25 protein-coding genes and 2 tRNA genes are annotated in these 26,748 nt (G+C 71.6%); 18 read left to right on the forward strand and 9 right to left on the reverse strand.

What is annotated here, in order from left to right; genetic code table 11:
* Positions 1-143: 143 nt before the first annotated feature.
* Positions 144-389 carry a mycoredoxin gene (locus tag ACFV1J_RS27630; RefSeq protein ID WP_385862425.1) on the reverse strand — a complete coding sequence of 82 codons (246 nt, stop codon included), beginning with the start codon at positions 387-389 and terminating at the stop codon, positions 144-146.
* Between the two features lie 270 nt (positions 390-659).
* On the opposite strand from ACFV1J_RS27630, the gene ACFV1J_RS27635 reads away from it, so the two are divergent.
* From ACFV1J_RS27635 to ACFV1J_RS27655, 5 genes are all read left to right on the forward strand, one after another.
* Complete coding sequence (locus ACFV1J_RS27635) at positions 660-2,888, forward strand: ATP-dependent DNA helicase UvrD2 (RefSeq protein ID WP_385862427.1); 2,229 nt, start codon at positions 660-662, stop codon at positions 2,886-2,888.
* A gap of 144 nt (positions 2,889-3,032) precedes the next feature.
* The gene (locus ACFV1J_RS27640) at positions 3,033-3,359 is read left to right on the forward strand and encodes a hypothetical protein (RefSeq protein WP_385862428.1); all 327 of its coding nucleotides are present in this window, start codon (positions 3,033-3,035) and stop codon (positions 3,357-3,359) included.
* A gap of 117 nt (positions 3,360-3,476) precedes the next feature.
* A complete protein-coding gene (locus ACFV1J_RS27645) occupies positions 3,477-3,830 on the forward strand; it encodes a WhiB family transcriptional regulator (RefSeq protein WP_030413462.1) in 354 nt (117 codons plus the stop codon).
* Positions 3,827-4,144: a hypothetical protein gene (locus tag ACFV1J_RS27650; protein ID WP_385862430.1), complete on the forward strand. Its 318-nt coding sequence runs from the start codon at positions 3,827-3,829 to the stop codon at positions 4,142-4,144. The genes ACFV1J_RS27645 and ACFV1J_RS27650 overlap by 4 nt, the downstream gene beginning before the upstream one ends.
* A 126-nt stretch (positions 4,145-4,270) precedes the next feature.
* Positions 4,271-4,471 carry a hypothetical protein gene (locus ACFV1J_RS27655; RefSeq protein ID WP_385862432.1) on the forward strand — a complete coding sequence of 67 codons (201 nt, stop codon included), beginning with the start codon at positions 4,271-4,273 and terminating at the stop codon, positions 4,469-4,471.
* An 18-nt stretch (positions 4,472-4,489) separates the two neighbouring features.
* On the opposite strand, the gene ACFV1J_RS27660 is transcribed toward ACFV1J_RS27655, so the two are convergent.
* Together ACFV1J_RS27660 and ACFV1J_RS27665 are read right to left on the reverse strand one after the other, a co-directional pair.
* Entirely contained in the window at positions 4,490-5,938 is a 1,449-nt protein-coding gene (locus ACFV1J_RS27660) for an ABC1 kinase family protein (RefSeq protein ID WP_385862434.1), read from the reverse strand.
* Between the two features lie 56 nt (positions 5,939-5,994).
* Positions 5,995-7,113, reverse strand: coding sequence for a ThiF family adenylyltransferase (locus tag ACFV1J_RS27665; RefSeq protein WP_385862493.1), 1,119 nt, complete (start codon positions 7,111-7,113; stop codon positions 5,995-5,997).
* Between the two features lie 192 nt (positions 7,114-7,305).
* On the opposite strand from ACFV1J_RS27665, the gene ACFV1J_RS27670 reads away from it, so the two are divergent.
* The 4 genes from ACFV1J_RS27670 (at position 7,306) to ACFV1J_RS27685 (ending at position 11,226) form a co-directional block, all read left to right on the forward strand.
* A complete protein-coding gene (locus ACFV1J_RS27670) occupies positions 7,306-7,932 on the forward strand; it encodes a M48 family metallopeptidase (protein ID WP_385862436.1) in 627 nt (208 codons plus the stop codon).
* Between the two features lie 112 nt (positions 7,933-8,044).
* Complete coding sequence (locus ACFV1J_RS27675) at positions 8,045-9,748, forward strand: TerD family protein (RefSeq protein ID WP_385862438.1); 1,704 nt, start codon at positions 8,045-8,047, stop codon at positions 9,746-9,748.
* A gap of 15 nt (positions 9,749-9,763) precedes the next feature.
* Positions 9,764-10,447 carry an AIM24 family protein gene (locus ACFV1J_RS27680; RefSeq protein ID WP_030806226.1) on the forward strand — a complete coding sequence of 228 codons (684 nt, stop codon included), beginning with the start codon at positions 9,764-9,766 and terminating at the stop codon, positions 10,445-10,447.
* 20 nt (positions 10,448-10,467) lie between these two features.
* Positions 10,468-11,226 carry an AIM24 family protein gene (locus ACFV1J_RS27685; protein WP_385862440.1) on the forward strand — a complete coding sequence of 253 codons (759 nt, stop codon included), beginning with the start codon at positions 10,468-10,470 and terminating at the stop codon, positions 11,224-11,226.
* A 73-nt stretch (positions 11,227-11,299) separates the two neighbouring features.
* On the opposite strand, the gene ACFV1J_RS27690 is transcribed toward ACFV1J_RS27685, so the two are convergent.
* Positions 11,300-11,830 (reverse strand): NUDIX hydrolase, encoded by a 531-nt coding sequence (locus tag ACFV1J_RS27690; RefSeq protein ID WP_385862444.1) that lies wholly within the window; start codon positions 11,828-11,830, stop codon positions 11,300-11,302.
* Positions 11,827-13,290, reverse strand: a complete 1,464-nt coding sequence (locus ACFV1J_RS27695; protein ID WP_385862446.1) for a zinc-dependent metalloprotease — start codon at positions 13,288-13,290, stop codon at positions 11,827-11,829. The genes ACFV1J_RS27690 and ACFV1J_RS27695 overlap by 4 nt, the downstream gene beginning before the upstream one ends.
* A gap of 192 nt (positions 13,291-13,482) precedes the next feature.
* On the opposite strand from ACFV1J_RS27695, the gene ACFV1J_RS27700 reads away from it, so the two are divergent.
* The 4 genes from ACFV1J_RS27700 (at position 13,483) to ACFV1J_RS27715 (ending at position 16,846) form a co-directional block, all read left to right on the forward strand.
* The gene (locus ACFV1J_RS27700) at positions 13,483-14,634 is read left to right on the forward strand and encodes an SDR family oxidoreductase (RefSeq protein WP_385862449.1); all 1,152 of its coding nucleotides are present in this window, start codon (positions 13,483-13,485) and stop codon (positions 14,632-14,634) included.
* Between the two features lie 105 nt (positions 14,635-14,739).
* On the forward strand, positions 14,740-15,219 hold the full coding sequence (locus ACFV1J_RS27705) for a molybdenum cofactor biosynthesis protein MoaE (protein ID WP_385862450.1): 480 nt from the start codon (positions 14,740-14,742) through the stop codon (positions 15,217-15,219).
* A gap of 212 nt (positions 15,220-15,431) precedes the next feature.
* Positions 15,432-15,623: a hypothetical protein gene (locus tag ACFV1J_RS27710; protein WP_385862452.1), complete on the forward strand. Its 192-nt coding sequence runs from the start codon at positions 15,432-15,434 to the stop codon at positions 15,621-15,623.
* Between the two features lie 125 nt (positions 15,624-15,748).
* Complete coding sequence (locus ACFV1J_RS27715) at positions 15,749-16,846, forward strand: PDZ domain-containing protein (RefSeq protein ID WP_385862453.1); 1,098 nt, start codon at positions 15,749-15,751, stop codon at positions 16,844-16,846.
* A 27-nt stretch (positions 16,847-16,873) separates the two neighbouring features.
* On the opposite strand, the gene ACFV1J_RS27720 is transcribed toward ACFV1J_RS27715, so the two are convergent.
* Entirely contained in the window at positions 16,874-17,446 is a 573-nt protein-coding gene (locus ACFV1J_RS27720; RefSeq protein WP_385862455.1) for a PPA1309 family protein, read from the reverse strand.
* Positions 17,447-17,574: 128 nt separating this feature from the next.
* On the opposite strand from ACFV1J_RS27720, the gene ACFV1J_RS27725 reads away from it, so the two are divergent.
* From ACFV1J_RS27725 to ACFV1J_RS27740, 4 genes are all read left to right on the forward strand, one after another.
* Positions 17,575-20,466, forward strand: a complete 2,892-nt coding sequence (locus tag ACFV1J_RS27725; RefSeq protein ID WP_385862495.1) for a UPF0182 family protein — start codon at positions 17,575-17,577, stop codon at positions 20,464-20,466.
* A 118-nt stretch (positions 20,467-20,584) separates the two neighbouring features.
* Positions 20,585-20,658 (forward strand) — tRNA-Met (locus tag ACFV1J_RS27730).
* A gap of 217 nt (positions 20,659-20,875) precedes the next feature.
* Positions 20,876-22,717, forward strand: coding sequence for a tetratricopeptide repeat protein (locus tag ACFV1J_RS27735; RefSeq protein WP_385862457.1), 1,842 nt, complete (start codon positions 20,876-20,878; stop codon positions 22,715-22,717).
* Between the two features lie 86 nt (positions 22,718-22,803).
* A tRNA-Met gene (locus ACFV1J_RS27740) sits at positions 22,804-22,877 on the forward strand.
* Between the two features lie 139 nt (positions 22,878-23,016).
* Here ACFV1J_RS27740 and ACFV1J_RS27745 read toward each other — a convergent pair.
* Positions 23,017-23,439, reverse strand: a complete 423-nt coding sequence (locus ACFV1J_RS27745; RefSeq protein ID WP_385862460.1) for a Fur family transcriptional regulator — start codon at positions 23,437-23,439, stop codon at positions 23,017-23,019.
* Between the two features lie 159 nt (positions 23,440-23,598).
* On the opposite strand from ACFV1J_RS27745, the gene ACFV1J_RS27750 reads away from it, so the two are divergent.
* Positions 23,599-25,062, forward strand: coding sequence for a catalase (locus ACFV1J_RS27750; protein WP_385862462.1), 1,464 nt, complete (start codon positions 23,599-23,601; stop codon positions 25,060-25,062).
* A gap of 137 nt (positions 25,063-25,199) precedes the next feature.
* On the opposite strand, the gene ACFV1J_RS27755 is transcribed toward ACFV1J_RS27750, so the two are convergent.
* Together ACFV1J_RS27755 and hisN are read right to left on the reverse strand one after the other, a co-directional pair.
* The gene (locus ACFV1J_RS27755; protein WP_385862497.1) at positions 25,200-25,601 is read right to left on the reverse strand and encodes a cyclic nucleotide-binding/CBS domain-containing protein; all 402 of its coding nucleotides are present in this window, start codon (positions 25,599-25,601) and stop codon (positions 25,200-25,202) included.
* A 219-nt stretch (positions 25,602-25,820) separates the two neighbouring features.
* The gene (hisN, locus tag ACFV1J_RS27760; protein WP_385862464.1) at positions 25,821-26,624 is read right to left on the reverse strand and encodes a histidinol-phosphatase; all 804 of its coding nucleotides are present in this window, start codon (positions 26,622-26,624) and stop codon (positions 25,821-25,823) included.
* Between the last annotated feature and the right edge of the window lie 124 nt (positions 26,625-26,748).

Genomic DNA, 26,748 nt, shown 5'->3' on the forward strand with positions numbered 1-26,748 from the left:
CCCCTTCCGGCGCCCGGTTCATTTTTTTAAAACACACCCCCCCCGCCCACCGGCCCCCCCCCGCCCCCAGTCACCGCTGCGGCGTGGGCCCCCCCCCGCGCCACGGGGGGGGGGGGCCGCCGGCGCCCCCCCCACGACCTGCCTCAGGCCACGCCCACCTTCTGCTTGACCTGCGCCAGGGACGGGTTGGTCAGCGTCGTCCCGTCGGCGAAGAGCACGGTCGGCACCGTCTGGTTGCCGCCGTTGGCCTTCTCCACGAACGCCGCGGACTCCGGGTCCTGCTCGATGTTGATCTCGGTGTACGTGATTCCCTCACGGTCCATCTGGCTCTTCAGCCGACGGCAGTAACCGCACCAGGTGGTGCTGTACATCGTCACAGTGCCCGCCATGCGCCCCGCGCTCCTTTGTCAGTCGTCTCTTCGTACCGCCCACTCGGCGCGGCCATGGGACACAACGCATGGGACGGGCGGGCAATTCCCGGGGTGGCTTGGCGCGGGATTCGGGGGGCGGCCCCGCCTCAGCCCGCCCCGCACCCCCCTCACCCCACCCGCAGCAGTCGCGCCGCCGGCTGTCCACAGCGGCGCGGTTGCGTACGACAGGAGACGGGAGGCTGTGGACAGGCGTCCCGGCCGTCACGGTGGACCTGGCAGCATGGCGGGGTGACAGCAGCAACGCACTCCTCCCTTTTCCCGCCGGCGCCGGACTCGGCCGACGGGGTGCTGGACGGGCTCGACCCCGAGCAGCGGGAGGTCGCGACGGCGCTGCACGGTCCGGTGTGCGTGCTGGCCGGTGCCGGTACGGGCAAGACGCGGGCGATCACCCATCGGATCGCGTACGGGGTGCGGGCCGGGATCCTGCAGCCCGCGAGTGTGCTCGCCGTCACGTTCACCGCGCGCGCGGCCGGCGAGATGCGCGGGCGGCTGCGGCAGCTCGGAGCGGGCGGGGTCCAGGCGCGGACGTTCCACTCCGCGGCGCTGCGGCAGTTGCAGTTCTTCTGGCCGAAGGCGGTGGGTGGCGAGCTGCCGCGGCTGCTGGAGCGGAAGGCGCAGCTCGTCGCCGAGGCGGGTGCGCGCTGCCGGGTCCGGCTGGACCGCAATGAGCTGCGCGATGTCACGGCCGAGATCGAGTGGTCCAAGGTCACCCAGACCGTGCCGGCGGACTATCCGGCCGCGGTCGCCAAGGCGGGCCGGGAGGCGCCGCGCGACCCGGCCGAGACGGGGCAGATCTACGCCACCTACGAGCAGCTGAAGCGCGACCGGGGCGCCATCGACTTCGAGGACGTGCTGTTGCTCACGGTCGGGGTGCTGCAGGACCGGCACGACATCGCCGAGCAGGTCCGCACCCAGTACCAGCACTTCGTCGTCGACGAGTACCAGGACGTCAGCCCGCTCCAGCAGCGGCTGCTGGACCTGTGGCTGGGGGACCGCGACAGTCTGTGCGTGGTCGGTGACGCCAGCCAGACGATCTACAGCTTCACCGGCGCCACCCCCGACCACCTCCTGAACTTCCGCACCCGCCATCCGCACGCCACCGTCGTCCGGCTGGTCCGCGACTACCGCTCCACCCCGCAGGTCGTGCACCTCGCCAACGGTCTGCTCTCGCAGGCCAAGGGGCGCGCGGCCGAGCACCGCCTGGAGCTGGTCTCGCAGCGCGAGCCGGGCCCGGAGCCGGTGTACACGGAGTACGCCGACGAGCCCGCGGAGGCCGAGGGCACCGCCCGCCGGATCCGGGACCTGATCGCCTCGGGGGTGCCGGCCAGCGAGATCGCGGTGCTCTTCCGGGTCAACGCGCAGTCGGAGGTCTACGAGCAGGCGCTGGCCGATGTCGGCGTGCCGTACCAGCTTCGGGGCGCCGAGCGGTTCTTCGAGCGGCCGGAGGTGCGCGAGGCGGGGATCAAGCTGCGCGGCGCCGCCCGTTTCGGGGCCAACGACACACTGCTCGACGATGCGCCGGACCTGCCGTCGGAGGTGCGGGCGGTGCTCAGCGACATGGGCTGGACGAGCGCGCCGCCGGCCGGTTCGGGGGCGGTACGGGACCGCTGGGAGTCGCTGGCGGCCCTGGTGCGGCTCGCCGAGGAGTTCGCCCGGGCCCGGTCCGGGGCCTCGCTGGCGGATTTCGTCGCCGAGCTGGACGAGCGGGCCAACGCACAGCACGCGCCGACGGTCGAGGGTGTGACGCTGGCCTCCCTGCACGCCGCGAAGGGCCTGGAGTGGGACGCCGTCTTCCTGGTGGGGCTGACCGAGGGCATGATGCCGATCACGTACGCCCGGACGGACGAGCAGATAGAGGAGGAGCGTCGGCTGCTCTATGTGGGCGTCACCCGGGCGCGGCGCCATCTGGCGCTGTCGTGGTCGCTGGCGCGGTCCCCGGGCGGCCGGGCGTCCCGGAGTGCCAGCCGTTTCCTGACCGGGCTGCGGCCCGGTTCCGGGGCGGTTGCCGGGCGCCGTACGGGGGGTTCGGTGCTGCGGGGCGTGGAGCGCGGTGGGGCGGCGGCTGCGGTGCCGCGGCGTCCCCGGGATCGCCGTCCGGCCCGGTGCCGGGTGTGCAACCGGACGCTGACGGACGCGGGCGAGATGAAGCTGATGCGGTGTGAGGACTGTCCGTCGGAGCTGGACGAGGCGCTGTACGAGCGGTTGCACGCGTGGCGTGCGGAGGAGGCCGCCCGGGCCCGGCAGCCGGCCTGGTGCATCTTCACGGACAAGACGTTGATGGCGATTGCCGAGGCGGTGCCGGGAACCGAATCGGAGCTTGCGGTCATCTCTGGTGTGGGGCGGCGCAAGTTCGACCGCTACGGCAGCGATGTGCTGGCAATCTGTGCCGGCGAGGAGCTCACGGGAGCCTCGGGCGACGGGTCCGGAGGCGACGCGGAAAACTCGTCGGAAAAATAGTTTGCGCGCGCGGAGCGCATCCCCATAGCCTTCGTGAGCAACGGAGACAACGGAATCTTCCGAGATCCGATGGATCCGTGCTGTACTTGAACACCCTGGAACGGGTTTCCCGTTCCACCGAGACGCCGAGAGGAGGCGAGCCCAGTGATCAGCTTCATCGAGACGAACAAAATGACCGATCGCTCGGTCGTCGCCACCTGCCCGCTCGGCTCCTCGCTCCGTGGCACCGGTCTGTCCGGCTTCGGCCGCCTTTCCGGTACCGAGGTCGCGCGCCCCGAGTCCCTCGCTGTGCTGACCCGCAGTGAGCGCACCGCGCGACCGACCGAGGCACCTGCGGCAGTAGCAGTGGCGGCTGGGGCGAATGCCTTTGCCTTCGCGGCGGCCAACGGTGCCGAATCCCGGAAGCAGTACCTGACGCAGCATGACATGTGGGCCTACCGCGGCCTCGAACCCTGGAGAGATCCAGCCTGATCGGCAGATCAGGTCGGCACCTTCCAGGGCCGCGGAACCCACACCGGGATCCGCGGCCCTTTTGTTTGCCCCACACGCTCGCCACCAGCGGGCCACAACAGACGAGGAACACACACCGTGCAACTCCAGACGCACACCCCGTCCGTAGCCACCGACCTGATCCCTCCGCCCGACCCTCAGGAGAACTCCTTGCTGCCCCTCACCGAGCTCGACGACGAGATCGACCGCCTCGGCGCCGCTGTTCCGTGCCGCACCTACGACCCGGAGGTCTTCTTCGCGGAGTCCCCGGCCGACGTCGAGTACGCCAAGACGCTGTGCCAGTCCTGTCCGGTGCGCGAGGCCTGCCTCGCCGGCGCCAAGGACCGTCGTGAGCCCTGGGGTGTCTGGGGTGGCGAGCTCTTCGTCCAGGGCGTCGTGGTGCCGCGGAAGCGTCCGCGTGGCCGTCCGCGCAAGAACCCGGTTGCGGCATGAACACCACCGGCGCAGGAACGATCGACCGTCCCGTCACACGGGATCCCAAGAAGCAGGACCTCACGATGAATCCCACCTTCACCGACATGCCCGTCCCCGCGAACGCCGACGCGATCGAGTCGCGTCAGAACAGGAACCTCGCCATGCAACTCATCCCAGAAGCCCTGGCACGTGCGCATATGCATGAACGCCTGCGGGAGGCCGAGTCCGAACGCAGGGGGCACCGGCTCGCCGCCGCGCGGCGGATGCAGCGGCGTGCCGAGCGCGCGTCGCTCCGTGCCCGCCGGGCGCTGGCCATGGCCGTGATGCAGTAAGGCGGTGGGCAGGTCCGTGCGCCCGGCAGGGCAGCGCTGATACCACCTTCCACGGGGTCCGTCCGACAGGGCGGGCCCCGTGGTGCGTTGCGCCCCGGTTCATGTGGTTGACGGGGATATCGTCGGATGGTGAACCAGAAGACGCATCACGAGGCGGAGTTGGCCGACGGGATGACGGTGTGTGCCGGCTGCGGCGCCGTCGCCGAGGGCACCCCGCCGACCTGGACCTGCTCCGTCGAGAACGGCGAGCGCCGTTACTTCTGCGACCGCTGCGCCCGGGAGAACATCAGGGCCATCGAGGGACGCCTGGATTCCAGCTGGTGGTGAGGTACCGCCGGCGGGAGCTCAGGCGGTGGTCTCTTCAACGGCCTCCTCGTCGATGTCCCTATCGGGGCCGGCCGGGTCCTCGTCCGGGCCGGGGCCGCTGCCGGTGAGGTCGGCGCCGGCCGGCTCGTGCTCGGGGACGAAGCCGGGCATCCAGGCCTCCAGCTCGTCCCGCAGCCGAACGGTCGCGCCGAGCTGGCACAGCACGCCGATGGTGCTCAAGGTCACCCGGTGGATCAGCAGGTAGGCGGGCGGCAGGTTGAGCCGCTTGCCCAACTGGTGGGCGGGGGAGCGCGGATCACCGACCCGGGCGGCCTGCCGGCGCATCCAGCCGCGGGTGAAGGTGAACGCGTCGACCTGCGCGGGCTCGATGATCGGCAGCAGATACTCCAGCACCGCGTCGGGGTCCAGCTCGATGGACTCCTTGACGAAGCCCTCCTCGCACAGCAGCTGGTAGACCGCGTCCGCCTCGCCGTCCAGGGTCATCCGCAGTGAGGCGCCGATCGTGGCCGGCAGTCCGTCGGGCAGCCGGTCGACGGTGCCGAAGTCCAGCACGCCCAGCCGCCATTCCTCCGCCGGCGCGTCGGGGGAGTCGCCGGCCAGCAGCCGGAAGTTGCCCGGGTGCGGGTCGGCGTGCAGCAGCCCCGTGCGGGCCGGACCGGAGAACAGGAAGCGGGCCAGCAACTGGCCGGCACGGTCCCGCTGCTCGTCCGTGCCGTCCGCGATCACCTCGGACAGCGGCACGCCGTCCATCCACTCCGTCACCAGTACCTGGTCGCTCTGGTGCACCACGGCCGGCACGCACACGTCCGGGTCGTCGGCGAACTCCTCGGCATGGGCCCGCTGGGCGTCCGCCTCCAGGGAGTAGTCCAGCTCCTCCGAGACCCGGTCGCGCAACTCGCTGATCAGCGGTTTGATGTCCATACCGGGCACGAGCGGGCCCAGCAGCCGGGCGAACCGGCTCAGCTGCGCGAGGTCCGACAACAGGGCCTGGCCGGCGCCGGGGTACTGCACCTTGACGGCCACCTCGCGGCCGTCGTGCCAGACCGCGCGGTGCACCTGGCCGATGGAGGCCGCCGCGGCGGGTTTGTCCTCGAACTCCTCGAAGAGCTCCCGCCAGTCCTCGCCGAGCCGCTCGGCCAGTACGGCGTGGACCGTGCTCGTCGGCATCGGCGGCGCGGCTTCCTGAAGCTTCGTCAGGGCGGCGCGGTACGGGCCGGCGATCTCCTCGGGGAGCGCCGATTCGAAGACGGACAGCGCCTGCCCGAACTTCATCGCCCCGCCCTTCAGCTCGCCGAGGACCTTGAAGAGCTGTTCCGCGGTGCGCTGTTGGAGCTCCCGGCCGACGATCTCGGCGGATCTGCCGCCGATCCGTTTGCCCAGGCCCCAGGTGGCGCGGCCGGCGAACCCCAGTGGCAGCGCGGCCAGCTTGGCGGTGCGGGTGACCGCCTTGCGGGGAAGATCAGACATGCGCCCCTCCAACTCACACTGTCCCCCAACCGGGGTTACCCCGTCATTGTGGCGTGTCATGGCCGAGTATCCGAGGTGCCTGCCGCACACAGCGAAGCGGCGGCCCCGCATCCGCACTCCGGATGCGGCTCGATCCGCACCGTGCGTACGCCCGCACACGGCAGCGCCAGCTCCATCCGCGCCCCCGTGGACGGCGGGAGGTCCCCGTCGAGGAACGCCAGTGCCTGGACGGCGGCGAGCCCGGCGACCGTGGTGGCCAGCGCGGTGTCGCAGGACGGTACGGCGGGGGCGGCCCGGCCCGACCTCCATTGGGCGAGCAGCCGCGGCCAGGCCGGTTCCGCGTCCGTGCGGCGCAGTTCGTCGCAGCGGGCGCAGGCCGTGCCGCCGGGCAGCACCAGCGGGCCGACCACGCCCGTGCCCTCGATCACGCCCGCGTAGAGGTGCGGGATGCCGGCGCTCAGCAGCGGCTCGGACAGCACGGGGTCGGGGGCGTACGCGCCGAGCCCGTCGCGCGGGGTGAGCACCACCAGGGACAGGCCGGGTTCGCCGGATTCGCTGAGCGGTACCCCCGTCGGACGCTGCCGGCGGCTCCACGGGGAGGCGTGGTGGACCAGCCGCTCCACGGCTTCCTTGCGCGGTTCGCCGATCCGCTCGGCGGGCAGGCCGCCGGGTGTCACGTCCCACGGTGCGACCTTGCCGCCGTCGAACGCCTCGACCCGGCCGATGCCGGCGGCCGCGAGCTGTACGGCCACCAGTGCGCCCACCTTCCCCAGCCCCTTGACCCGCGCGCGGACCGCCCGCCGCGCCCCCATGCGCCCCAGCGCGCCGGCCGGCTCCCGGTGCTGCACCGACAGGGAGGCCAGGTCGGCCCGCAGCTGCTCATGGGCGGGCCGGTCGGCGCGTACGGCGTCGGCCGCCGGGCCGCCCGCGGTGGGCGCCTCCAGCAGCCCGGCTGCGCCGAGCCGCCCGACCACTCCCCGCACGTGATCGGGCGGGAGGTCCAGTAACGCGGCCTCGTCGATGAGTTGCTGCATGGTGCGGGTGCCGTCGATCAAGGTGAGGAAGCTGCCGGTGGCCGTGTCGAGCGGCCCGAGCACCCTCGCATGGGCCGGCGCCACGCCGAACCGCACCGTTTCCCTGTCCCGCCAGCCGCGCCGCAGCGCGGGCTTGAGCATCGGATGCATGTCATCCGCCCCCGTCCTTCGTCGTCCGGCCTTCAGCATGCGCCCTGTCGCGGATCGGGGCCGAAGTTATCCACAGGCCGGGGAAGGATTTGTCATACAACCTGTGCCCGCCATGGAGTGGTTCGGCGGCGAACCGACCGCGGGTGGGGACTTCCCGCCGGGCCAGCAGGTAACGTCGGGCGCGTGCCCGCCGACCCTTCCGCCCACGGCTCCGGGGAGACGCCCCTGCGCCGCGCCGCTGACGCCTCGCGCGGGGCTTCCCCGACTCCGAAGGCCCGCAGCTCGGGCACCAGCGCGGTCGAGGTGCGCCGCAGTTCGCGGCGGCGCAGGACGGTCTCCGCGTACCGCGAGGGCGACCGCACGGTCGTACTGATCCCGGCCCGGATGTCCGAGGCCGAGGAGCAGCGCTGGGTGACGGTGATGCTGGACAAGCTCGCCGCCCAGGAGAGCAAGCGGATGCTCGGCGACCGGGAGCTGGCCGAGCGCGCCGGGCGGCTGGCGGAGCAGTTCCTCGACGCCCGCGCCCGGCCGGCGTCGGTGCGCTGGGTGACCAACCAGAACACCCGCTGGGGCTCGTGCACCCCGGCGGAGGGCAGCATCCGTCTGTCGCACCGTCTGCAGGGCATGCCGGAGTACGTCATCGACTACGTCCTGCTGCACGAGCTCGCGCATCTGCTCGTCCCCGGCCACGGCCCGGAGTTCTGGCGGCTGCTGGAGTCCTACCCCCGTACGGAACGGGCCCGTGGCTACCTCGAAGGGGTGGTGGCGGCCGACCGGCTGCCCCATTTGCCCGCCGCACGCCGGGAATAGCGGCCCGTACCGGTCGGGGTCCCGCGCGCCCCGGCATCGCCCGCTGTCACCGCCAGCGGTTAGCCTGGGCCGCCCAGGGACTCACTGCGGGAGCGGGGGACGGGCGTTACGTATGGCCAGGGAATTCCAGCGGGGCCACAAGGCCAAAATCGGTGATCTCACGGCGGGGACGGATCTGTACGTCGGCGTGCAGATCGGCGGGCCCGGCCTGACCTTCGACATCAGCTGTTTCGGCCTGGACGCCGACGAACGGCTCTCCGACGACCGGTACTTCGTCTTCTTCAACCAGCCCAAGACGCCCGAGGAAGCCATCCAACTGCTCGGCGCGCAGGCCGGCGACAACGAGTCCTTCCGGGTCACCCTCGACAAGATCCCGGCGCACATCCGGAAGTTGTCGTTCACCGCCGCGCTCGACGGCCCGGGCCAGGTCTCCCAGATCGGCCCCGGCTACCTCCGGATCGTGGCCGGCGGCGAGGAGGTCGCCCGCTACTCCTTCACGGGCAGCGAGTTCAGCACCGAACGCGCCGTCATGCTCGGCGACTTCTACCTCAAGGACGTGTGGCGGTTCGCCGCGGTCGGCCAGGGCTTCGACGGCGGCCTGGAGGCGCTGCTGAAGAACTTCGGCGGCGAGGTCGCCGAAGAGGCGGAGGCTCAGCCGGCCGCGCCGGCGCAGGAGGCGCCCAGCTTCGCGCCGCCGCCCGGGCCCGCCGCCCCCGCCCCGTCCTTCGGCGCACCGGCCCCGGCACCCGTGCCCGACCAGCCCGCCCCGTCCTTCGGCCCGCCCCAGGGCGCAGCCCCCGCCGCGCCGCCGGCCGCCCCGCATCCGGCACCCGCGCCGCCGACCCCGCAGCCCGCGGCCCCGCAGGTCCACAACGCGCCCACGATCGCCGCGCCGCTCGCCGGCCCAGGGGTGCCACCCGGTGTGCCCGCGCCGCCGCCCCCCGCCCCCTACGGCCAGCCGGCGCCCGGCCAGCCCTACGGCCCGCCGCAGCCGCCGCCCGCCGGCTTCCCCGGCCAGCCGGCCCCGCCGGCACCCCCGTACGGCGGCCAGGACCCCTACCCGGGACAGCCCGCCTCCTACGGCCAGCCGGGCGCGCAGCCCCCGGGCGCACCGTACGGCGCCGGGCAGCCACCCGCCGTCCCCCAGGGCGGCGGCCCGGGCCTCGGCGTCGTCCTGGACAAGTACAAGGAAGCCCCCACCGGCCAGCGCTGGACGTCCCAGAACGGCAAGCTGATCCGCGCCGACCTCGGCATCGACGGCCAGCCGGTGCTCGCCCGCCAGGGCAGCATGGTGCTCTACCAGGGCAAGGTGGACTTCAGCTACAAGGGCGCCGGCTTCCGCGGCCGGATCGTCGGCAACGCCACCGGCCAGGAGATGCAGCTGATGCGCTGCACCGGCCAGGGCCAGGTGTTCTTCGCGGAGAACAGCGCCCATGTCCACCCGATCGAGTTGCAGGGCGACGCGATCTGCGTGTCCGCCGAGTCCGTCCTCGCCTTCGACGAGTCGCTGCAGTACGAGGTCCGCCGGATCGAGGGCCACGGCATCCCCGGTGGCGCCCTGTTCACCATGCAGTTCCAGGGGACCGGCACCCTCGTCGTCACGACCCACGGAACGCCCGTGGTGCTGCCGGTCACCCCGACCACCTTCGCCGACGCCAACGCCGTCGTGGCCTGGTCCGCCGGCTCGCAGGTGATCATCTCCAGCCAGGTGAGCCTGCGCCGGCACGCCTATCCGGGCCACTCCGGCGAGACCGTGAACCTCCAATTCCGCGGTGCGCCCGGCAATTTCATCGTCGTCCAGCCCTACGAGGTCTGAGGGAGCCCGCACGTCATGAACCAGCAGCAGCTGTCGGGCTACGTCCCGACCCCGCCCGCCGCCCGGATGGAGAACCACGGCAGCTCCATGGTGAAGATCGCCATGCAGAGCGGCCAGGACGTCTTCGCCCGCACCGGCTCGATGATCGCCTACGAGGGCTTCGTCCAGTACGAGCCCAACCCGCCCGCCGTCCGCCAGATGGCCTCCCAGTGGCTCACCGGCGAGGGCGCGCCCCTGATGAAGTGCTCCGGCGACGGTCTGCTCTACCTCGCCGACTACGGCGCCGACGTGGTCTGCATCAACCTCAACGGCGACTCGCTCTCCGTCAACGGCACCAACCTCCTCGCCTTCGACGCCCACCTCCAGTGGGGTGTGCAGCGCGTCAAGGGCATGGCGAAGTTCGCCGGCCAGGGACTGTTCAACGTCGGGATCTCCGGCACCGGCTGGGTCGCGCTGACCTCCCGGGGCACGCCGGTCGTCGTCGACTGCGGCCGCGGCGAGGACGAGACCTACGTCGACCCGGACGCCCTGGTCGCCTGGTCGACCCATCTGAAGATGAAGGGCAAGCGCAGCTTCAAGGCGTCCTCGATGATCGGCCGCGGCAGCGGCGAGGCGTACCAACTCGGCTTCTCCGGCCAGGGGTTCGTCGTCGTCCAGCCCAGCGAGGACAGCACCGACCGGCTCCGGGCCCGGGGCTGAGGGGGAGGACCGAACACGCCATGCAGAGTCCGCTTTTCGCCTTCACCGAGGCACCGACCCAGGACCGCTACGCCCTGCAGAACAGCCAGCTGCTGCGGGTCGCCCTGACGGGCCACGACGACGTCCTCGCCCGTAAGGGCAGCATGGTCGCCTATCAGGGGCTGCTGGAGTTCGACGGCAACTACACCACGCCCGGCCAGCAGCGGGCCCGCGCCCACTCCGGCGAGGGCCTCGACCTGATGCGGGTCTCCGGGCAGGGCACCGTCTATCTGGCCAACCTCGCCCAGTACGTGCACGTCGTCGATGTCGACCACGACGGCCTGACCGTCGACGGCGCCTATGTCCTGGCGCTGGATTCGGGCCTCCACTGGGAGGTCGTCTCGGTCGACAGCCAGTACGGCATCTCCGGCACCGGCAAGTACCAGCTCAACATCACCGGGCAGGGCAAGGTCGCCCTGATGACCTCCGGCCAGCCGCTGATGCTGCAGGTCACGCCGGACAAGTACGTCAACGCCGACGCCGACGCGGTGGTCGCCTGGTCCGCGTCGCTGCGGGTCCAGATGCAGGCGCAGACGCACTCCTCGGGCGTCTGGCGGCGGCGCGGCAACACCGGCGAGGGCTGGGAGCTGAGCTTCCTCGGGCAGGGGTACGCGCTGGTCCAGCCCAGTGAGCTGCTGCCGCCGCAGAACGCCGTCATCGGCTCCGGAATGGCCGCCCAGTTCGGGATGGGCCAGCAGGGAGCCCGGGGCGCCAACCAGGGCAACATCTTCACCAACTGACGGCCGGGGAACGTCGATCCGACGCCCGTCCTCCAAGGGGGCGGGCGTCAGCCGTACAGGTTCTGACTACCCGTCAGAGGAGCGCGCGGGTGCGCTCCACCAGGCGCACCACCGAGGTGTCGGCGACGGCGGGCACCTCGTCGTAGCCGAACCACCGCAGGTCCAGCGACTCGTCGCTGATCTCGGCCACCGCGCCCTCGGGCGCCAGCGCCGCGTACTGGACGTCCAGATGCACCGCGCAGGGCGTCCGATGGCGGTCCAGCCGCACCGGGCCGCCGGGCAGCAGCGTCAGCCCGCGGGCGATCCCGGACTCCTCCCGCGCCTCACGCAGCGCCGCGTCCGCCAGCGAGGCGTCCTCCGGCTCGCAGTGGCCGCCCATCTGCAGCCACATCTCCAGCTTGCGGTGGAGCGTGAGCAGCACCCGGCCGCCCACCGGGTCGATCACCAGCGCGCTCGCGGTGAGGTGACCGTCCTTGCAGGGCTTCCACATGCCGTCCTGATGGGCGGCGAGGTGGTCGAGGTAGGCCAGCCGCAGCTGCTCCTGATCGGGCGAGGGCGCGGGCCACTCCTTGAGCACCCGCGCCGCATCCTCGTGCAGACTCACCGGTCGCCGTCACCCTTGCCCTCGCCGGGGGCGGCATCCGGACCGTCGCCCTCCTGGGGGGAGCCGCCCGGCTCGGTCCTCCCGCCGCCGGCGGCCTCGCCGAGCATCTTGTCGAGCTCGGAGAAGTCCATCTGCTCGTGGTGGACGAACCCGTCCGGGTCGTCGAGGTCGGCCGCCGTCGGCAGCATGTCCGGGTGCTCCCACAGGCCGTCCCGGCCGTCCAGACCCCGGGCGTCGGTGAGCGACGCCCACAGTCGCGAGGCGTCCCGCAGCCGGCGCGGACGCAGCTGCAGACCGATCAGCGTGGAGAACGTCTGCTCGGCGGGGCCGCCACTGGCCCGGCGGCGGCGCAGCGTCTCACGGAGCCTGTCCGCGGACGGCAGATGCGGCTTGGCGGCGGCGTGCACCACCGCGTCCACCCAGCCCTCGACGAGCGCCAGCGCGGTCTCCAGACGGGCCAGCGCGGCCTTCTGCTCCGGGGTGTCCTCGGGCTGGAACATGCCCTGCTGCAGGGCGTTCTGCAGCTCCTCGGGGTGCTGCGGGTCGATCTGCCCGACCACGTCCTCCAGCTTGGTCGTGTCGACCTTGATGCCGCGGGCGTAGCCCTCGACGGCACCGAAGAGATGCGAGCGCAGCCACGGCACATGCGCGAAGAGCCGCTGGTGGGCGGCCTCCCGCAGGGCCAGGTAGAGCCGCACCTCCTCCTCGGGCACACCGAGGCCCTCACCGAAGGAGGCGACGTTCTTCGGCAGCAGCGCCGCCTTGCCGGCCGGGCCGAGCGGCAGGCCGATGTCGGTGGAACCCACGACCTCGCTCGCCAGGACGCCCAGCGCCTGCCCGATCTGGGTGCCGAACATCGCGCCGCCCATGGAGCGCATCATCCCGAGCAGCGGGCCCGCCATGGCCTGCATCTCGCCGGGCAGCACCTCGCCCATCGCCGATCCGACGCGCTCGGCGAGCGGATTGACCAGGTCCTTCCACACCGGCAGGGTCTCCTCGACCCACTCGGCGCGGCTCCAGGCCACCACCGAGGCGGAGCCCGACGGCAGCGACGTCACCCCGTCCAGCCACAGGTCCGCCAGCCGTACGGCGTCCTCGACGGCGGTCCGCTCGCCCGGTGCGACGCTCGCGTCCTTGCTGCCGTCCTCGGCGCCCTGCGCGACCGTCTGCCGCGCGATGTCCTTGGCCATGTCCCAGTTCACCGGGCCGCCCTCGTAGGAGAGCATCTGGCCCAGGCGCTGGAAGGCGGCACCCAGGTCGCCGGGGTTCATCTCGCCGCCGGGGCCGCCCATGCCGCCGAAGAGCGCCGCGAACGGATTGTCCGCGCCACCGCTCCCGCCGCCGAACCCGAACGGGTTCGCGGGGCCCTGGCTACCTCCCTGGCCGCCCTTCTGCTTGCCGTTGTCGCCGTCCTCCGGCTCCTCCGGCGGAAGGCCGAATCCGAATGGGGTGTCACTCACGGGTTTCCTCGGCTCGTAGGGCCGCCGGCCAGGTGGCCGACGGCGGCTGCCCGACATCACCTCCAGCGTAGACACCCGGACCGCTTCGGGGCTCGGTGCTTCGCTGTCCCGGTGGCTGGGGCAGGATGGACGCCACCTGGTGCGCACGCGTCAGCACGCGCCCGCACTGAAGACAACCGCTGGAGACGCCCGGTGAGTTCCCCAGATCCGACCGTTCGCGCAGCGCGAAACGCTGCCGCCCCGACCGAGACGACGGACGACGCCCCTGCCGGCGCCGCGGACCGGCCGCTGCGCCGGCCCGTCGTCGCCGTCACCGGAGCCGCGTCCGGGGTCGGCGCGCTGCTCACCCGCGCCCTCGTCGCCTCCGACGAGGTCCGCGAGGTGGTGGCGATCGATGAGCGGCGCGGTGACGTCGCCGAGGCGCAGTGGCACGTCCTGGACGTCCGCGACCCGGCCATCGCGGACAAACTGCGCGGCGCGGACGTCGTCGTCCACCTGGCGCTCGACCTTGACCTGGAGACCGACGCCACCGCCCGCACCGCCTACAACGTGCGCGGCACCCAGACCGTGCTCACCGCCGCCGCGGCCGCCGGCATCCACCGGGTGGTGCTGTGCACCTCCGCGATGGTCTACGGGGCGCTGCCCGACAACGACGTGCCGCTGGCCGAGGACGCCGAGCTGCGCGCCACCGCGGACGCCACCGGCGTCGGCGACCTCCTGGAGATCGAGCACCTGGCCCGCCGCGCGCCGCGCGCCCACCCCGGCCTGAACGTCACCGTGCTGCGCCCCACCGTCCTGGTGGGCGGCACCGACACCGCACTGACCCGGTACTTCGAATCGCCGCGCCTCCTGGTCGTCGCCGGATCCCGGCCCGCCTGGCAGTTCTGCCACGTCGAGGACCTGGTCAGCGCGCTGGAGTACGCCGCGCTGGAGAAGGTCGACGGCGAGCTGGCGGTGGGCTGCGACGGCTGGCTGGAACAGGAGGAGGTCGAGGAGCTCTCCGGTATCCGGCGCATGGAGCTGCCGTCCTCCGTGGCGCTGGGCGCGGCGGCCCGGCTGCACCGGATCGGGCTGACGCCGTCGCCCGCCGGGGACCTCGCGTACACCATGCATCCCTGGGTGGTCAGCGGCAGCCGGCTGCACGACGCGGGCTGGCGGCCGAACTGGACGAACGAGCAGGTGCTCGCCGAGCTCCTCGAAGAGGTCGCCGGACGGCACACCGTCGCGGGCCGCCGGCTGGGCCGCAAGGACGCCACCGCCGCGGGCGCGGCCGGCGCCACCGTCGCCCTGCTGGGCACCGCCGCGCTGGTACGGCGTGCCCGCAAGGCCCGCCGCCGTATCTGAGAGGGGACGACCGGCCGCGTACTGGAGGAGTCTCCATACCGGTGCCGGGACGACGGGCGGATCCGGCCATTCCCCGGCGCTCCCCGGGTACGGCACGATGGGGGTATGTCTGGCACGCCCTCTCCTTCGACGCCCGGCCGCGACCACCCCGGTGAGCGCGCCGCGGCGGACCCGATCCGGCTCCTGGCGATCCGCGACACCCCGCTGTCCGTGGACGAGGTGTTCGCCGCCGTGGGTGATGCGGCGGCCGGTGGGACCGCCCTGTTCGTCGGTACGGTCCGCTCGCACGACAACGGCGCCGACGTCGACGCCCTGGGGTACTCCGCGCACCCGACGGCCGAGGCGGAGATGCGCCGGATCGCCGAGAAGGTGATCGCCGACCATCCGGTGCGGGCGCTGGCCGCCGTCCACCGGGTAGGCGATCTGCGGATCGGGGACCTGGCGGTGGTCGTCGCGGTGTCCTGTCCGCACCGGGGCGAGGCGTTCGACGCCTGCCGCAAGCTGATCGACGACCTCAAGCATGAGGTGCCCATCTGGAAACACCAGACTTTTGCGGATGGAACGGACGAATGGGTCGGCGCGTAGCGCCATCTTCCGGGGGCGGGGGTCGGGTGACGGGAGGGCGGGTAGGCGCGTCTTAGAGCGCGCGAGGGTCCGGTCCTCTTTCGAACGCGGGGCCGAAGCGGTGCCGTGGGTTCCGGTTGCGTAACCCACCCCCTCGCGTGAGCGTTGACCTGGCAGATGGTTAATCTGCTTATTCGTCGATTGCGGTCGTGCAAGGGGTAGGGAGGTCGCTGATGGGTGCGCTCCTCTGGTTGCTCATTCCGGTCGGTGCCGGGCTGGTCGCCGCGGCGTGGAGCAGCTGGGCCCTGCGGAACCGCAAGACCGGGGACGTCGCGGAACTCGCCGGCTATGCCCGGTTCCGTGACGCGATGGAGAAGCAGCATTCCGTTCCGGATCCCGCCCCGGCCGCCTCGGACTCGGCCTGAGATCCCTCACCCGTACGCAGTAGCAAGTGCCGCCGTGGGCGGGGCTCCTGGATACGGTCGCGCGTTCGACCTCGTACGGACGGCCCCGCGGGCCGGTTGTCATACTCGTCCCGTACTGTCGTTCCATGCCACGCCGCACCGCGACGCTGCTCGCCTCGATCTTGATGTTGATCGCGCTGCTCTGCGCGGGAGTGCTGATCCCCGTGCCGTATTCCGAGATGTCGCCCGGCCCGACGGTCAACACGCTCGGTGAGCACAACGGCGAACCGGTGCTGCAGATCTCCGGACGCAAGACGTACCCGGCGACCGGTCACCTCAACATGACCACGGTCCGCGTCACCGGCCCCGACTACCGGATGAACCTCCTCGAGGCGGTCTACGGCTGGCTCGACCACGACAACGCCGTGGTCCCGCACAAGACGCTCTACCCCGAGGGACAGACGGCCGAGCAGGCCGACCAGGAGAACGCCGAGGAGTTCACCCAGTCCCAGGAGAGCGCCAAGACCGCCGCGCTCCAGCAGCTGCACATCCCGGTCGCCACCCAGACCGTGGTCGCCTCCGTCAGCAAGGGCAGGCCGGCCGACGGGCGGCTGCACGCCGGCGACGTGATCAAGGCCGTGGACGGCACCGAGGTCAAGCAGGCCGGCGACGTCGCCAAGCTCGTCACCCAGCACAAGCCGGGCGAGAAGGTCGTCTTCACGATCATCCCGGCCAAGGACGCGGCCGCGGCGGAGAAGCAGGGCAAGAAGCCCGCGGCGGCCACCCGGCAGATCACCGTCCCGACCCAGAAGGCGGACAACGGCCGGGCCATCGTGGGCATCGCGCCCGGCGTCGACCACGTCTTCCCGTTCCCCATCGACGTCAAGCTGGCCGACGTGGGCGGGCCGAGCGCCGGGCTGATGTTCGCGCTGGGCATCGTCGACAAGCTCACGCCGGGCAACATCACCGGCGGCCGGTTCGTGGCCGGTACGGGCACGATCGACGACAACGGCAAGGTCGGCCCGATCGGCGGGATCTCGATGAAGACGGTCGGCGCCCGCGACCAGGGCGCGGAGTTCTTCCTGACGCCCAAGGACAACTGCGCCACCGCCGCCAAGGACATACCGGCCGGCCTGCGCCTGGTCAAGGTCGGCACGATAGGCGACGCCGTCAAGGCACTGCAGAAGATCAGCAAGGGCGACACCGCCGGCCTGCCGAGCTGCGGCCCGGCAGGCCGGTCGTAGGCTTCACGCCCCCGGCCGCCCGCCGGGTCAGCCCTCGAAGGTCGCGGCGAGCGCGTCGGCCAGGCCGGGCACCAGCGCCGAGCCGGTGAGCACCTCGGCAGCGGAGTCCTTCGCGCGCAGCCGCAGCGCGGACTCGCGCCGGCCGTCGCGCAGCACGGCCACCGTCATCCGGACCTCCTCGCGGTCCGGGTGCCCGGCGACCCACTTGGCGAGCTGCGCCTCGTCCATGCCCTCGGGCTCGGAGTCCTCGGCGGACGGCGGCAGCATCAGCCGTTCCACGGTCAGCGCGCAGCCGGTGACGGCGTCCGGCCAGGCGATGGTGGCGAGGAACTCGTCCAGCGGCACGTCCGCGGGGATCTCGTCCTGCTCCACGGGGGTCAGGGAAGCGGTGGTGGAGTCGTCGATGCCGAGCTGCTCGGCGAGCGAGGGCTCCTGCGCCCGCAGCTTGGCGGTGTCGACGAGGGCGAACAGTCGGGCGGGCTGGTCCCAGCCGAGCCCGGCGCTGTACTCGTCGATCTCGAGTACCGCGCGGGTCAGAGGGTCGGCGGCGAGGGGCGTGCCGGCAGCGGGAGAGCCGGGGATGTCAGTCATGCTCAACATCGTGCCTTGTCCACCCCCGAAATCGGGAACCGGGTAAAGCCTTCGTAAGTTGCATCGATGGGTCCTACTATCGCCGGGCCTGCTCCACACGACAGCGAAACTTCGAGGTGCGCACCTTGGCTTTCCAGATGCCGGACCGCGGCGGAGGCCCGTCCGGGCCACGGATCAGAGTCGGCCGACCGTCGCGGCGGGTCCGGACCCTGCTCATGACCTTGGGCGTACTGGCCGTGCTGGCCATGCTCTTCGTGATGTTCGCGGGGTTCTGGACCGACTGGCTCTGGTACCGCTCGGTCCATTACTCCTCGGTCTTCACCACGACCCTGTGGACCAAGATCGGTCTGTTCTTCGCCTTCGGCGTCGTGATGGCGGTGGCCGTCGGCGTCAACATCTGGCTGGCGCACCGGCTGCGCCCGCCGCTCAGCGCGATGTCCATGGAGCAGCAGAGCCTGGACCGCTACCGCATGGGCGTCGCGCCCTTCAAGAAGTGGGCGCTGATCGCGATCGCGGCCGTGGTCGGCCTGATCGCCGGAGCGTCCGCGTCCGGTGAGTGGCAGACGTGGCTGCAGTGGGTCAACGGCGTGCCGTTCGGCACGAAGGACCCGCAGTTCGGCATGGACGTCGCGTTCTACGCGTTCGATCTGCCGTGGTACCGCTTCCTGTTGAGCTTCGGCTTCGCCGCCGCGGTGCTGTCCCTGGTCGCCGCGGCGCTGACGCACTACCTCTACGGCGGGCTGCGGCTGACCAGCCCCGGCTCGCGGGCGACCGCCGCCGCCACCGGCCATCTGTCGGTGCTGCTGGGCATCTTCGTGTCGCTCAAGGCCATCGCGTACTGGCTGGACCGGTACGGCCTCGCGGTGAAGTCCAGCGGCCTGAAGTCGGCCGACAACTGGACGGGTCTGCGCTACGTCGACGCCAACGCCTATCTCCCGGCGAAGACCATCCTGTTCTTCATCGCGGCGATCTGCGCGGTGCTGTTCTTCGCGACGCTGTGGCGGCGTACGTGGCAGCTGCCGGTGATCGGCTTCGGTCTGATGGTGCTCTCCGCGATCCTGATCGGCGGGCTGTATCCGGCGATCGTGCAGAAGTTCCAGGTCCAGCCCAATGAGCAGGCCAAGGAAGCGCCGTACATCAAGCAGAACATCAAGGCGACCCGGGACGCGTACGACATCCAGGACTCGGAGGTCACGCCGTACAAGGGCGATGACAAGCCCAGCAGCAAGGAGGACAGCCAGCGGCTGCGCGACGACGCCGACGCCACCGCCAGCATGCGGCTGCTCGACCCGAACGTGGTCTCGCCGGCCTTCCAGCAACAGCAGCAGGTCAAGGGGTACTACCAGTTCCCCTCCACGCTCGACGTCGACCGGTACAAGGACGAGGACGGCGCCGAGCAGGACACCGTCATCGGTCTGCGCGAGCTGAACCTCGCCGGCATCCCCGAGCGCAACTGGATCAACGACCACTTCAAGTACACCCACGGCTACGGCGCGGTCGCCGCCAAGGGGACCGAGACCGCCGAGGGCGGCGGCCCCAAGTACACCGAGTCCGACCTGCCCGCCAAGGGGCAGCTGAGCGCGAAGCCGTACCAGCAGCGGGTGTACTACGGCGAGAAGACCACGCAGTACTCCATCGTCGGCGGACCGCAGAAGGAGCTGGACTACTCCGAGAACGGCGGTGAGAAGAGCTACAGCTACCGGGGCGGCAGCGGCGTCAGCCTCGCCAACCCGGTCAACCGCGCGGCCTACGCCGTGGCCTTCGGGGAGCCGCAGATCCTCTACTCCGGCGCGATCGGCGACGGCTCGCGGATCCTGTACAACCGCACGCCGAAGGAGCGCGTCGAGTCCGTGGCCCCGTGGCTGACCATCGACGGCGACGCCTATCCGGCGGTCATCGACGGCCGGATCAAGTGGATCGTGGACGCCTACACCACCAGCAACGGTTACCCGTACGCCTCGCGCACCACGCTCGGGGACACCACGGCCGATTCGCTCACCGACGGCCAGCGGGCGGTGGTGGCCCAGCAGAACCAGGTCAACTACATCCGCAACTCCGTCAAGGCGACGGTGGACGCCTACGACGGGTCGGTCAAGCTCTACCAGTGGGACGAGAAGGACCCGGTCCTCAAGACCTGGATGAAGGCCTTCCCCGGCACGGTCGAGAAGAAGAGCGCGATCAGCCCGTCGCTGAAGGAGCACCTGCGCTACCCGCAGGACCTGTTCAAGGTGCAGCGCCAGCTGCTGACCACGTACCACGTCACGGACCCGGGCACGTTCTACACCGGCTCCGAGCGCTGGCAGATCCCCAGCGACCCGACCACCAAGTCGGGCAACGCGGTACCGCCGTACTACCTGAGCATGAAGATGCCGGACCAGAAGGACCGGTCCTTCTCGCTGACGACCACCTTCACGCCCAACAAGCGGGAGAACCTGGGCGCGTTCATGGCGGTCGACGCCAATGCGACCAGCGGTGACTACGGCCGGATCAGACTGCTGAAGCTGCCGTCGGAGACCCCGGTGCCCGGCCCGCAGCTGGTGCAGTCGAAGTTCAACTCCGATCCGGTCATCGCCAACGAGCTCAACATCCTCAAGAAGTTCGGCGACTCGGAGATCGAGTACGGCAATCTGCTGACCGTGCCCCTGGACGGCGGACTGCTCTACGTCGAACCGGTGTACCTGCGCGGTGCCAACACCAACTACCCGTTGCTGAAGAAGGTGTTGGTGAGCTACGGCGACAACAAGCCGGTCCTGGAGGACTCCCTGAAGGACGCGCTGGACGTGGTCTTCGGCAAGAAGGCGGCCAGCTCCGGAACGGAGAACCCGCCGGGCGGCGAGACGGGCAAGCAGCCGCCGGCCGACCAGAGCGTGCAGCAGGCGCTGTCCGACGCCGAGAAGGCGTACGAGGAGGGCGAGAAGGCCCTCGGGCGGCGCGACCTGGCCGGGTACGACGAGGCGAAGAAGAAGCTCAAGGCGGCGCTGGACCGGGCCGCCAAGGCCGCCCAGAAGGCCGGCAAGCCGGGCAGCTGACCTCCCGGCGGAGCACGGGCCCCGCGGCAACCGGTACGCACCGGTTGGCGCGGGGCCGCGCCGTTTCAGGGGCCGTGCGGCGGCCGTGCGGGATCGTGATAGATTGACGGCACAACGACGCGGGGTGGAGCAGCTCGGTAGCTCGCTGGGCTCATAACCCAGAGGTCGCAGGTTCAAATCCTGTCCCCGCTACTGAAGGTCGAAGGCCTGGATCCTCAAGGATCCGGGCCTTCGTCATGTGTTCATGCCGATCCGGAAAGAAAGCCGGGTCGCACGGCCTCTGTGGGGAACCTGTGTGCTTGAGTTTGACATGTCGTCGTGTCGGGAAGTCGACAAACCGCTGAAGTGACCTCACTGGCTGCGGTATACCAGGTGTACGCGGGTTACAGGTGATGCGACGATGGGTCTTATGGGGGACAAGGCAAGGTTGTTGGACACGGACCGGTTTGTACCTGCGCCCGACGACGGGCGCGCATCCGAGCTGCAGATGGACGCGATGGAGGCCGCGGAGGCCGCCGAGGCGTCCGATGCCGTGAGCGAGTCCGGTCACCGCCGGGCCGCCGAGGCGGGCGACCCCGCCGCGATGAGCGCCCTGGGCGCGATGCTGCTGCGCCGCGGTGACCTCGACGGCGCCGAGCCGCATCTGCGGTCCGCGGCCGCCACCGGCGACCGCGCCGCGGCCAACAACCTCGGTGTCCTGCTCCACCAGCGCGGTTACGCCGACGAGGCGGCCGGCTGGTGGCGGATCGCCGCCGTCGCCGGTTCCGCCGCCGCCGCGCACGCCCTCGGCCGCCACTACCGCGAGCGCGGCGACGAGCCGGCCGCCGAGTACTGGCTGCGCCAGTCCGCCGAGTCCGGCCACTGCCTGGGTGCGTACGCCCTCGCCGACCTGCTCGAACACCGCGGTGACGGTGGCGCCGAGCGCTGGTTCCGGGCCGCCGCCGAGCGCGGCCACCGCGAGGCCGCGTACCGCCTCGCCCGGCTCATCGAGGACGGCCGCGACACCGACCGCCGCGCGGTGCCCGCGTACGGCGAGCTGACGCAGCAGGAGGAGGCCGAGCAGTGGTACCGCCAGGCCGCCGCCCGCGGCCACCGCAGGGCCGCGCTGCAGCTCGGCGTGCTCCTGGAGGACCGCGGCGACATCCAGGAGGCGGGCCGCTGGTACCTGTCCGCCGCCAAGGACGGTGAGGCGCGCGCCGCCTGTGCGCTGGGCTACCTGCTGCGCGACGCCGGTGACGAGGAGAGCGCCGCGGAATGGTGGCGTCGGGCCGCCCAGGACGGCGACGGCAACGCCGCCAACGCGCTGGGCGCGCTGCACGCCGACCGCGGCGAACTGCAGACCGCCGAGCGCTGGTACCGCGTCGCCCTGGACGCCGGGGACGTCAACGGCGCCTACAACATCGGGCTGCTCTGCGCCGAGCAGGGCCGTCCGGGCCGCGGCGAGCAGTGGTACCGCCGGGCCGCCTACGCCGGGCACCGCGAGGCCGCCAACGCGCTGGCGATCCTGCTGCTGCAGCGCGGCGACGCCTCGGGGGCCGAGCCGTGGTTCTCCAAGGCGGCCGAGACCGGCAGCGTGGACGCCGCCTTCAACCTCGGCATCCTCTACGCCAGCCGCGGCGACGACCGGACCGCGCACACCTGGTACGAGCGGGCGGCCGCGGCCGGGCACACCGACGCGGCGCTGCAGGTGGCCATCGTGCAGCTGCGGGAGGGCCGGCTGCAGGACGCCGAGCGCAATCTGCGCTGTGCGGCCGGCGGCGGCAGCGCGGAGGCCGCCTTCCGGCTCGCCGACCTGCTCGACCGGCAGGCCTCGGCGGCCGGCGCGGGGCAGACGGACGGCGACCGCACGGCCGAGGACGAGAGCATGCAGTGGTACGAGCGGGCCGCCCGCCAGGGGCACCGCCGCGCCCAGGTGCGGATGGGCATGTTCGCGGCGGCCCGGGGGGACCTGGTCGAGGCCGCCGACTGGTACCGCACGGCGGCCGAGGCGGGCAGCCGGAACGGCGCCTTCAACCTCGGGCTGCTGCTGGCCCGTGAGGGGAGCCTGCCCGAGGCGGCCCTGTGGTGGCAGCGGGCGGCCGAGGCCGGACACGGCCGGGCCGCGCTGCGGCTGGCGCTGCTCGCGGCCCGCCGCGGGGCGCTCGCCGAGGCGCAGCGCTGGTGCGCGCACGCCGTCGAGATGGGCCCGCCGGAGGTCGCCGAGCGGGCCGCGCGGTTGCGTACGGCGCTGCAGGACGAGCTGACGGCGTAGCGACGGGCCGGTGGACCGGTGCGGACGGCCTGGTGAAAGGAATTTGCACCGGTCGTCGGGAGGGGGTTACAGTAAGGGCACAACGACGCGGGGTGGAGCAGCTCGGTAGCTCGCTGGGCTCATAACCCAGAGGTCGCAGGTTCAAATCCTGTCCCCGCTACTGAAGGACGAAGGCCCGGATTCCCAGGAATCCGGGCCTTCGTCGTATGCGTAGGCGCCCGGCGGTCCGCGTGGTCCGCGCGCCCGCCCGGCGGGGCGGGTGCCGGGCGGTCACCGGGCGGGCCGGTGACCGCGGCGGGTCAGGACGAGGTGCCGCTGCAGTGGGGGCAGATGCCCCGGTAGGTCACGGTGACCTCGGAGACCTGGAAGCCGTACCGCTCCGGCTCGGGGAGCGCGGTGAGCGGGTCGCCCTGGACGTGCACGTCACGGATCGTGCCGCACTGCGAGCAGATCAGGTGCTGGTGGTCGTGGTGGGCGTTGGGGTCGTAGCGCTTGGCGCGGCCGTCCGTGCTCACCTCGATGACCTCGCCGAGCGAGACCAGCTCGCCGAGGGTGTTGTACACCGTGGCGCGGGAGATCTCGGGGAGTCGGTCGGCCGCCAGGGCGTGCACCTCGTCGGCGGTGTAGTGGACGTGGTCCCCGTTGAGGACCTCGGCGACGACGCGTCGCTGCGCGGTCAGCCGCCAGCCGCGTCCCCGGAGTCGTTCCAGCAGGTCACTCATGCCAATCACCTATCAGTCAGATAGTGCCAGCGTACCAGCGGCCGTCCATCGCCGGATCGGGTACGAGTTTCGGGTTCTTCTTGACTTAGACATTGTCCAATGTAGGATCGAGTACGGCGCAAGCCCAGGGCAGGTGGAGAGACTTTTCAGGAGGCGCACGTGTCGGTAGAGAGCACCACCGGACCGCTGACCACGGAGGCCGGCGCTCCGGTCGCGGACAACCAGAACAGCGAGACGGCGGGCATCGGCGGCCCCGGCCTCATCCAGGACCAGCTCCTGATCGAGAAGCTCGCGCACTTCAACCGCGAGCGCATCCCGGAGCGCATCGTGCACGCCCGCGGCGCCGGCGCGTACGGCACGTTCACGGTCACCGCCGACGTGACGGAGTACACCCGCGCCGCGTTCCTCTCCGGGATCGGCAAGCAGACCGAGGTCTTCCTCCGGTTCTCCACCGTCGCGGGCAACCTCGGCGCGGCCGACGCGGTGCGTGACCCCCGTGGCTTCGCGGTGAAGTTCTATACGGAGGAGGGGAATTACGACCTCGTCGGGAACAACACCCCGGTCTTCTTCATCAAGGACGCCATCAAGTTCCCCGACTTCATCCACACCCAGAAGCGCGACCCGTACACCGGCTCGCAGGAGGCGGACAACGTCTGGGACTTCTGGGGTCTGAGCCCGGAGTCCACCCACCAGGTGACCTGGCTGTTCGGTGACCGCGGCATCCCGGCCTCGTACCGCCACATGGACGGCTTCGGCTCGCACACCTTCCAGTGGAACAACGCCGCCGGTGAGGTCTTCTGGGTCAAGTACCACTTCAAGACCGACCAGGGCATCAAGAACCTCACCCAGGCCGAGGCCAACAAGCTCGCCGGTGAGGACCCGGACAGCCACCAGCGGGACCTGCGCGAGTCGATCGAGCGCGGCGAGTTCCCGACCTGGACGGTCGGGGTGCAGATCATGCCCGCCGCCGAGGCCGCGCACTACCGCTTCAACCCGTTCGACCTGACCAAGGTGTGGCCGCACGCGGATTACCCGGTCGTCGAGATCGGCAAGTTGGAGCTCAACCGCAACCCGGAGAACATCTTCGCCGAGGTCGAGCAGTCGATATTCTCCCCGCACCACTTCGTGCCGGGCATCGGCCCGTCCCCCGACAAGATGCTCCAGGGCCGGCTCTTCGCGTACGGCGACGCGCACCGCTACCGCGTCGGTATCAACGCCGACCACCTCCCGGTCAACCGCCCGCACGCCACCGAGGCACGCAGTCACGGCCGGGACGGCGCGCTCTACGACGGCCGCCACGGCCGGCAGAAGAACTACGAGCCCAACAGCTTCGGCGGTCCGGCGCAGACCGGTCGGCCGCTGTGGCAGCCGGCCCCGGTCACCGGCTCCACCGGTGAGCACGCGGCGCCCTCGCACGCCGAGGACGACGACTTCGTCCAGGCCGGCAACCTCTACCGCCTGATGTCGGAGGACGAGAAGGAGCGCCTGATCAACAACCTGGCGGGCTTCCTCGCCAAGGTCTCCCGCGACGACATCGCCCAGCGGGCGATCGAGAACTTCCGCTCGGCGGACGCGGACTACGGCAAGCGGCTGGAGGCCGCGGTCCAGGCCCTGCGCGGCTGATCACCGAACGGCCCCTCGGGGCAGCTCGGAGGCTGCTTGCCGTAACAGCCGAAGAGGCCGGACGCCATGGGGCTCCGGCCTCTTCGTGCGCCCGGCTCCAGGGGCCCGGCGCTTCACCCAGGGCAGCTGACGAGGGGTCAGGCCGGGACGGCGCCGGCCCGTGCCCCGGCGGTCGACCAGCAGCGGATGATGTCGCGGACGGAGACCACGCCGACCGGGCCGTGGTCGTTCAGCACGATCAGATGGCGGAAGCCGCCGCGCACCATGGCGTCCGCGGCGTCGTCGAGGGTCCAGTCCGGCGCGGCGAAGACCACGTCCGGGGTGGTGTGGGCCTGCACGGTTTCCCGGTCGGGATTCTCGCCCGCGCCGAGGGAGTTGAGGATGTCGCGTTCGGTCAGGATGCCGATGCCGCTGTGGTCGCTGTCGAGGACGACGGCCGAGCCGATGCGGCGGGCCGCCATCAGCTGGGCCGCCTGACGGAGGGTGTGGGCGGGCCCGATGGTGAGGACCACCGTGCTCATGGCGTCTTTGACGTACATGGGCATGGAGTGGAGCCACCTCCTTGGTGAATGCGCCTTGCGAACGAATTCACAAGTTCACAAACTTGCGGATTCTCATGTTCACATGCCGTCGCGCGCGGTAACAAGGGGCAAGTGCTGGACGGATGTCCGAACACCTGCCCCTGGCGGCGCTGCGTCACAGGTCAGCGCGGGATACGGCGGCAAAGGCCGGCAGAAAACCGGAGGCCCCCGGCGGATTCAGTGGCCGGCGTCGCCGAGGTAGCTCAGCAGGTCCTCGTGCAGCAGACCGTTGGAGGCCGCGGCATTGCCGCTGTGCGGACCCGGCTTGCCGTCCAGGCCGGTGAACCGCCCGCCGGCCTCGTTGACCACCACCGCGCAGGCCGCCATGTCCCACAGCGACAGCTCCGGCTCCGCGCAGATGTCCACCGCACCCTCGGCGACCAGCATGTACGGCCAGAAGTCGCCGTACGCCCGGGTGCGCCAGCAGTCCCGGCTCAGGTCGAGGAACCCGGACAGCTTGCCGCGCTCCTCCCAGCCCGTGAGCGAGGAGTACGCGAACGACGCGTCCTGGATGCGGCCGACCTTCGACACCTGCAGCCGGGTCGCGGAGGTCAGGCTGCGGCCGGTGAACGCCCCGAGGCCCTCCGCGGCCCACCAGCGGCGGTTGAGCGCCGGCGCGGAGACGATGCCGACCACCGGGCGGTCACCGCCCTCGCCGCGCTCCATCAGCGCGATCAGCGTCGCCCACACCGGGACGCCGCGGACGTAGTTCTTGGTGCCGTCGATCGGATCGATGATCCAGCGGCGCGGTCCGGCGCCCTCGCTGCCGAACTCCTCGCCGAGCACGGCGTCCCGCGGCCGGGCCCGCTGGAGCTGGCCGCGGATGAGCTCCTCGGCGGCCTTGTCGGCCTCGCTCACCGGCGTCATGTCCGGTTTGGTCTCGACCTTCAGGTCGAGCGCCTTGAAGCGCTCCATGGTGGCGGCGTCCGCGGCGTCGGCGAGGACGTGGCCCAGGCGAAGATCATCGTGATAGTCGGGCATGTGCGAACAGTATCCATTGGTATACCTGCTGGCCACACGGCCATGCCCGGCGGGCGTGTGTCGCCCTCCGTCCGGCGGGCGCGGACCCGGCCGCGTCCCCTCGGGCCCCGGCGGCGCACCGGTC

This window comes from Streptomyces sp. NPDC059649, assembly GCF_042734445.1.
In the GTDB taxonomy this organism is placed as follows: Bacteria; Actinomycetota; Actinomycetes; order Streptomycetales; family Streptomycetaceae; genus Streptomyces.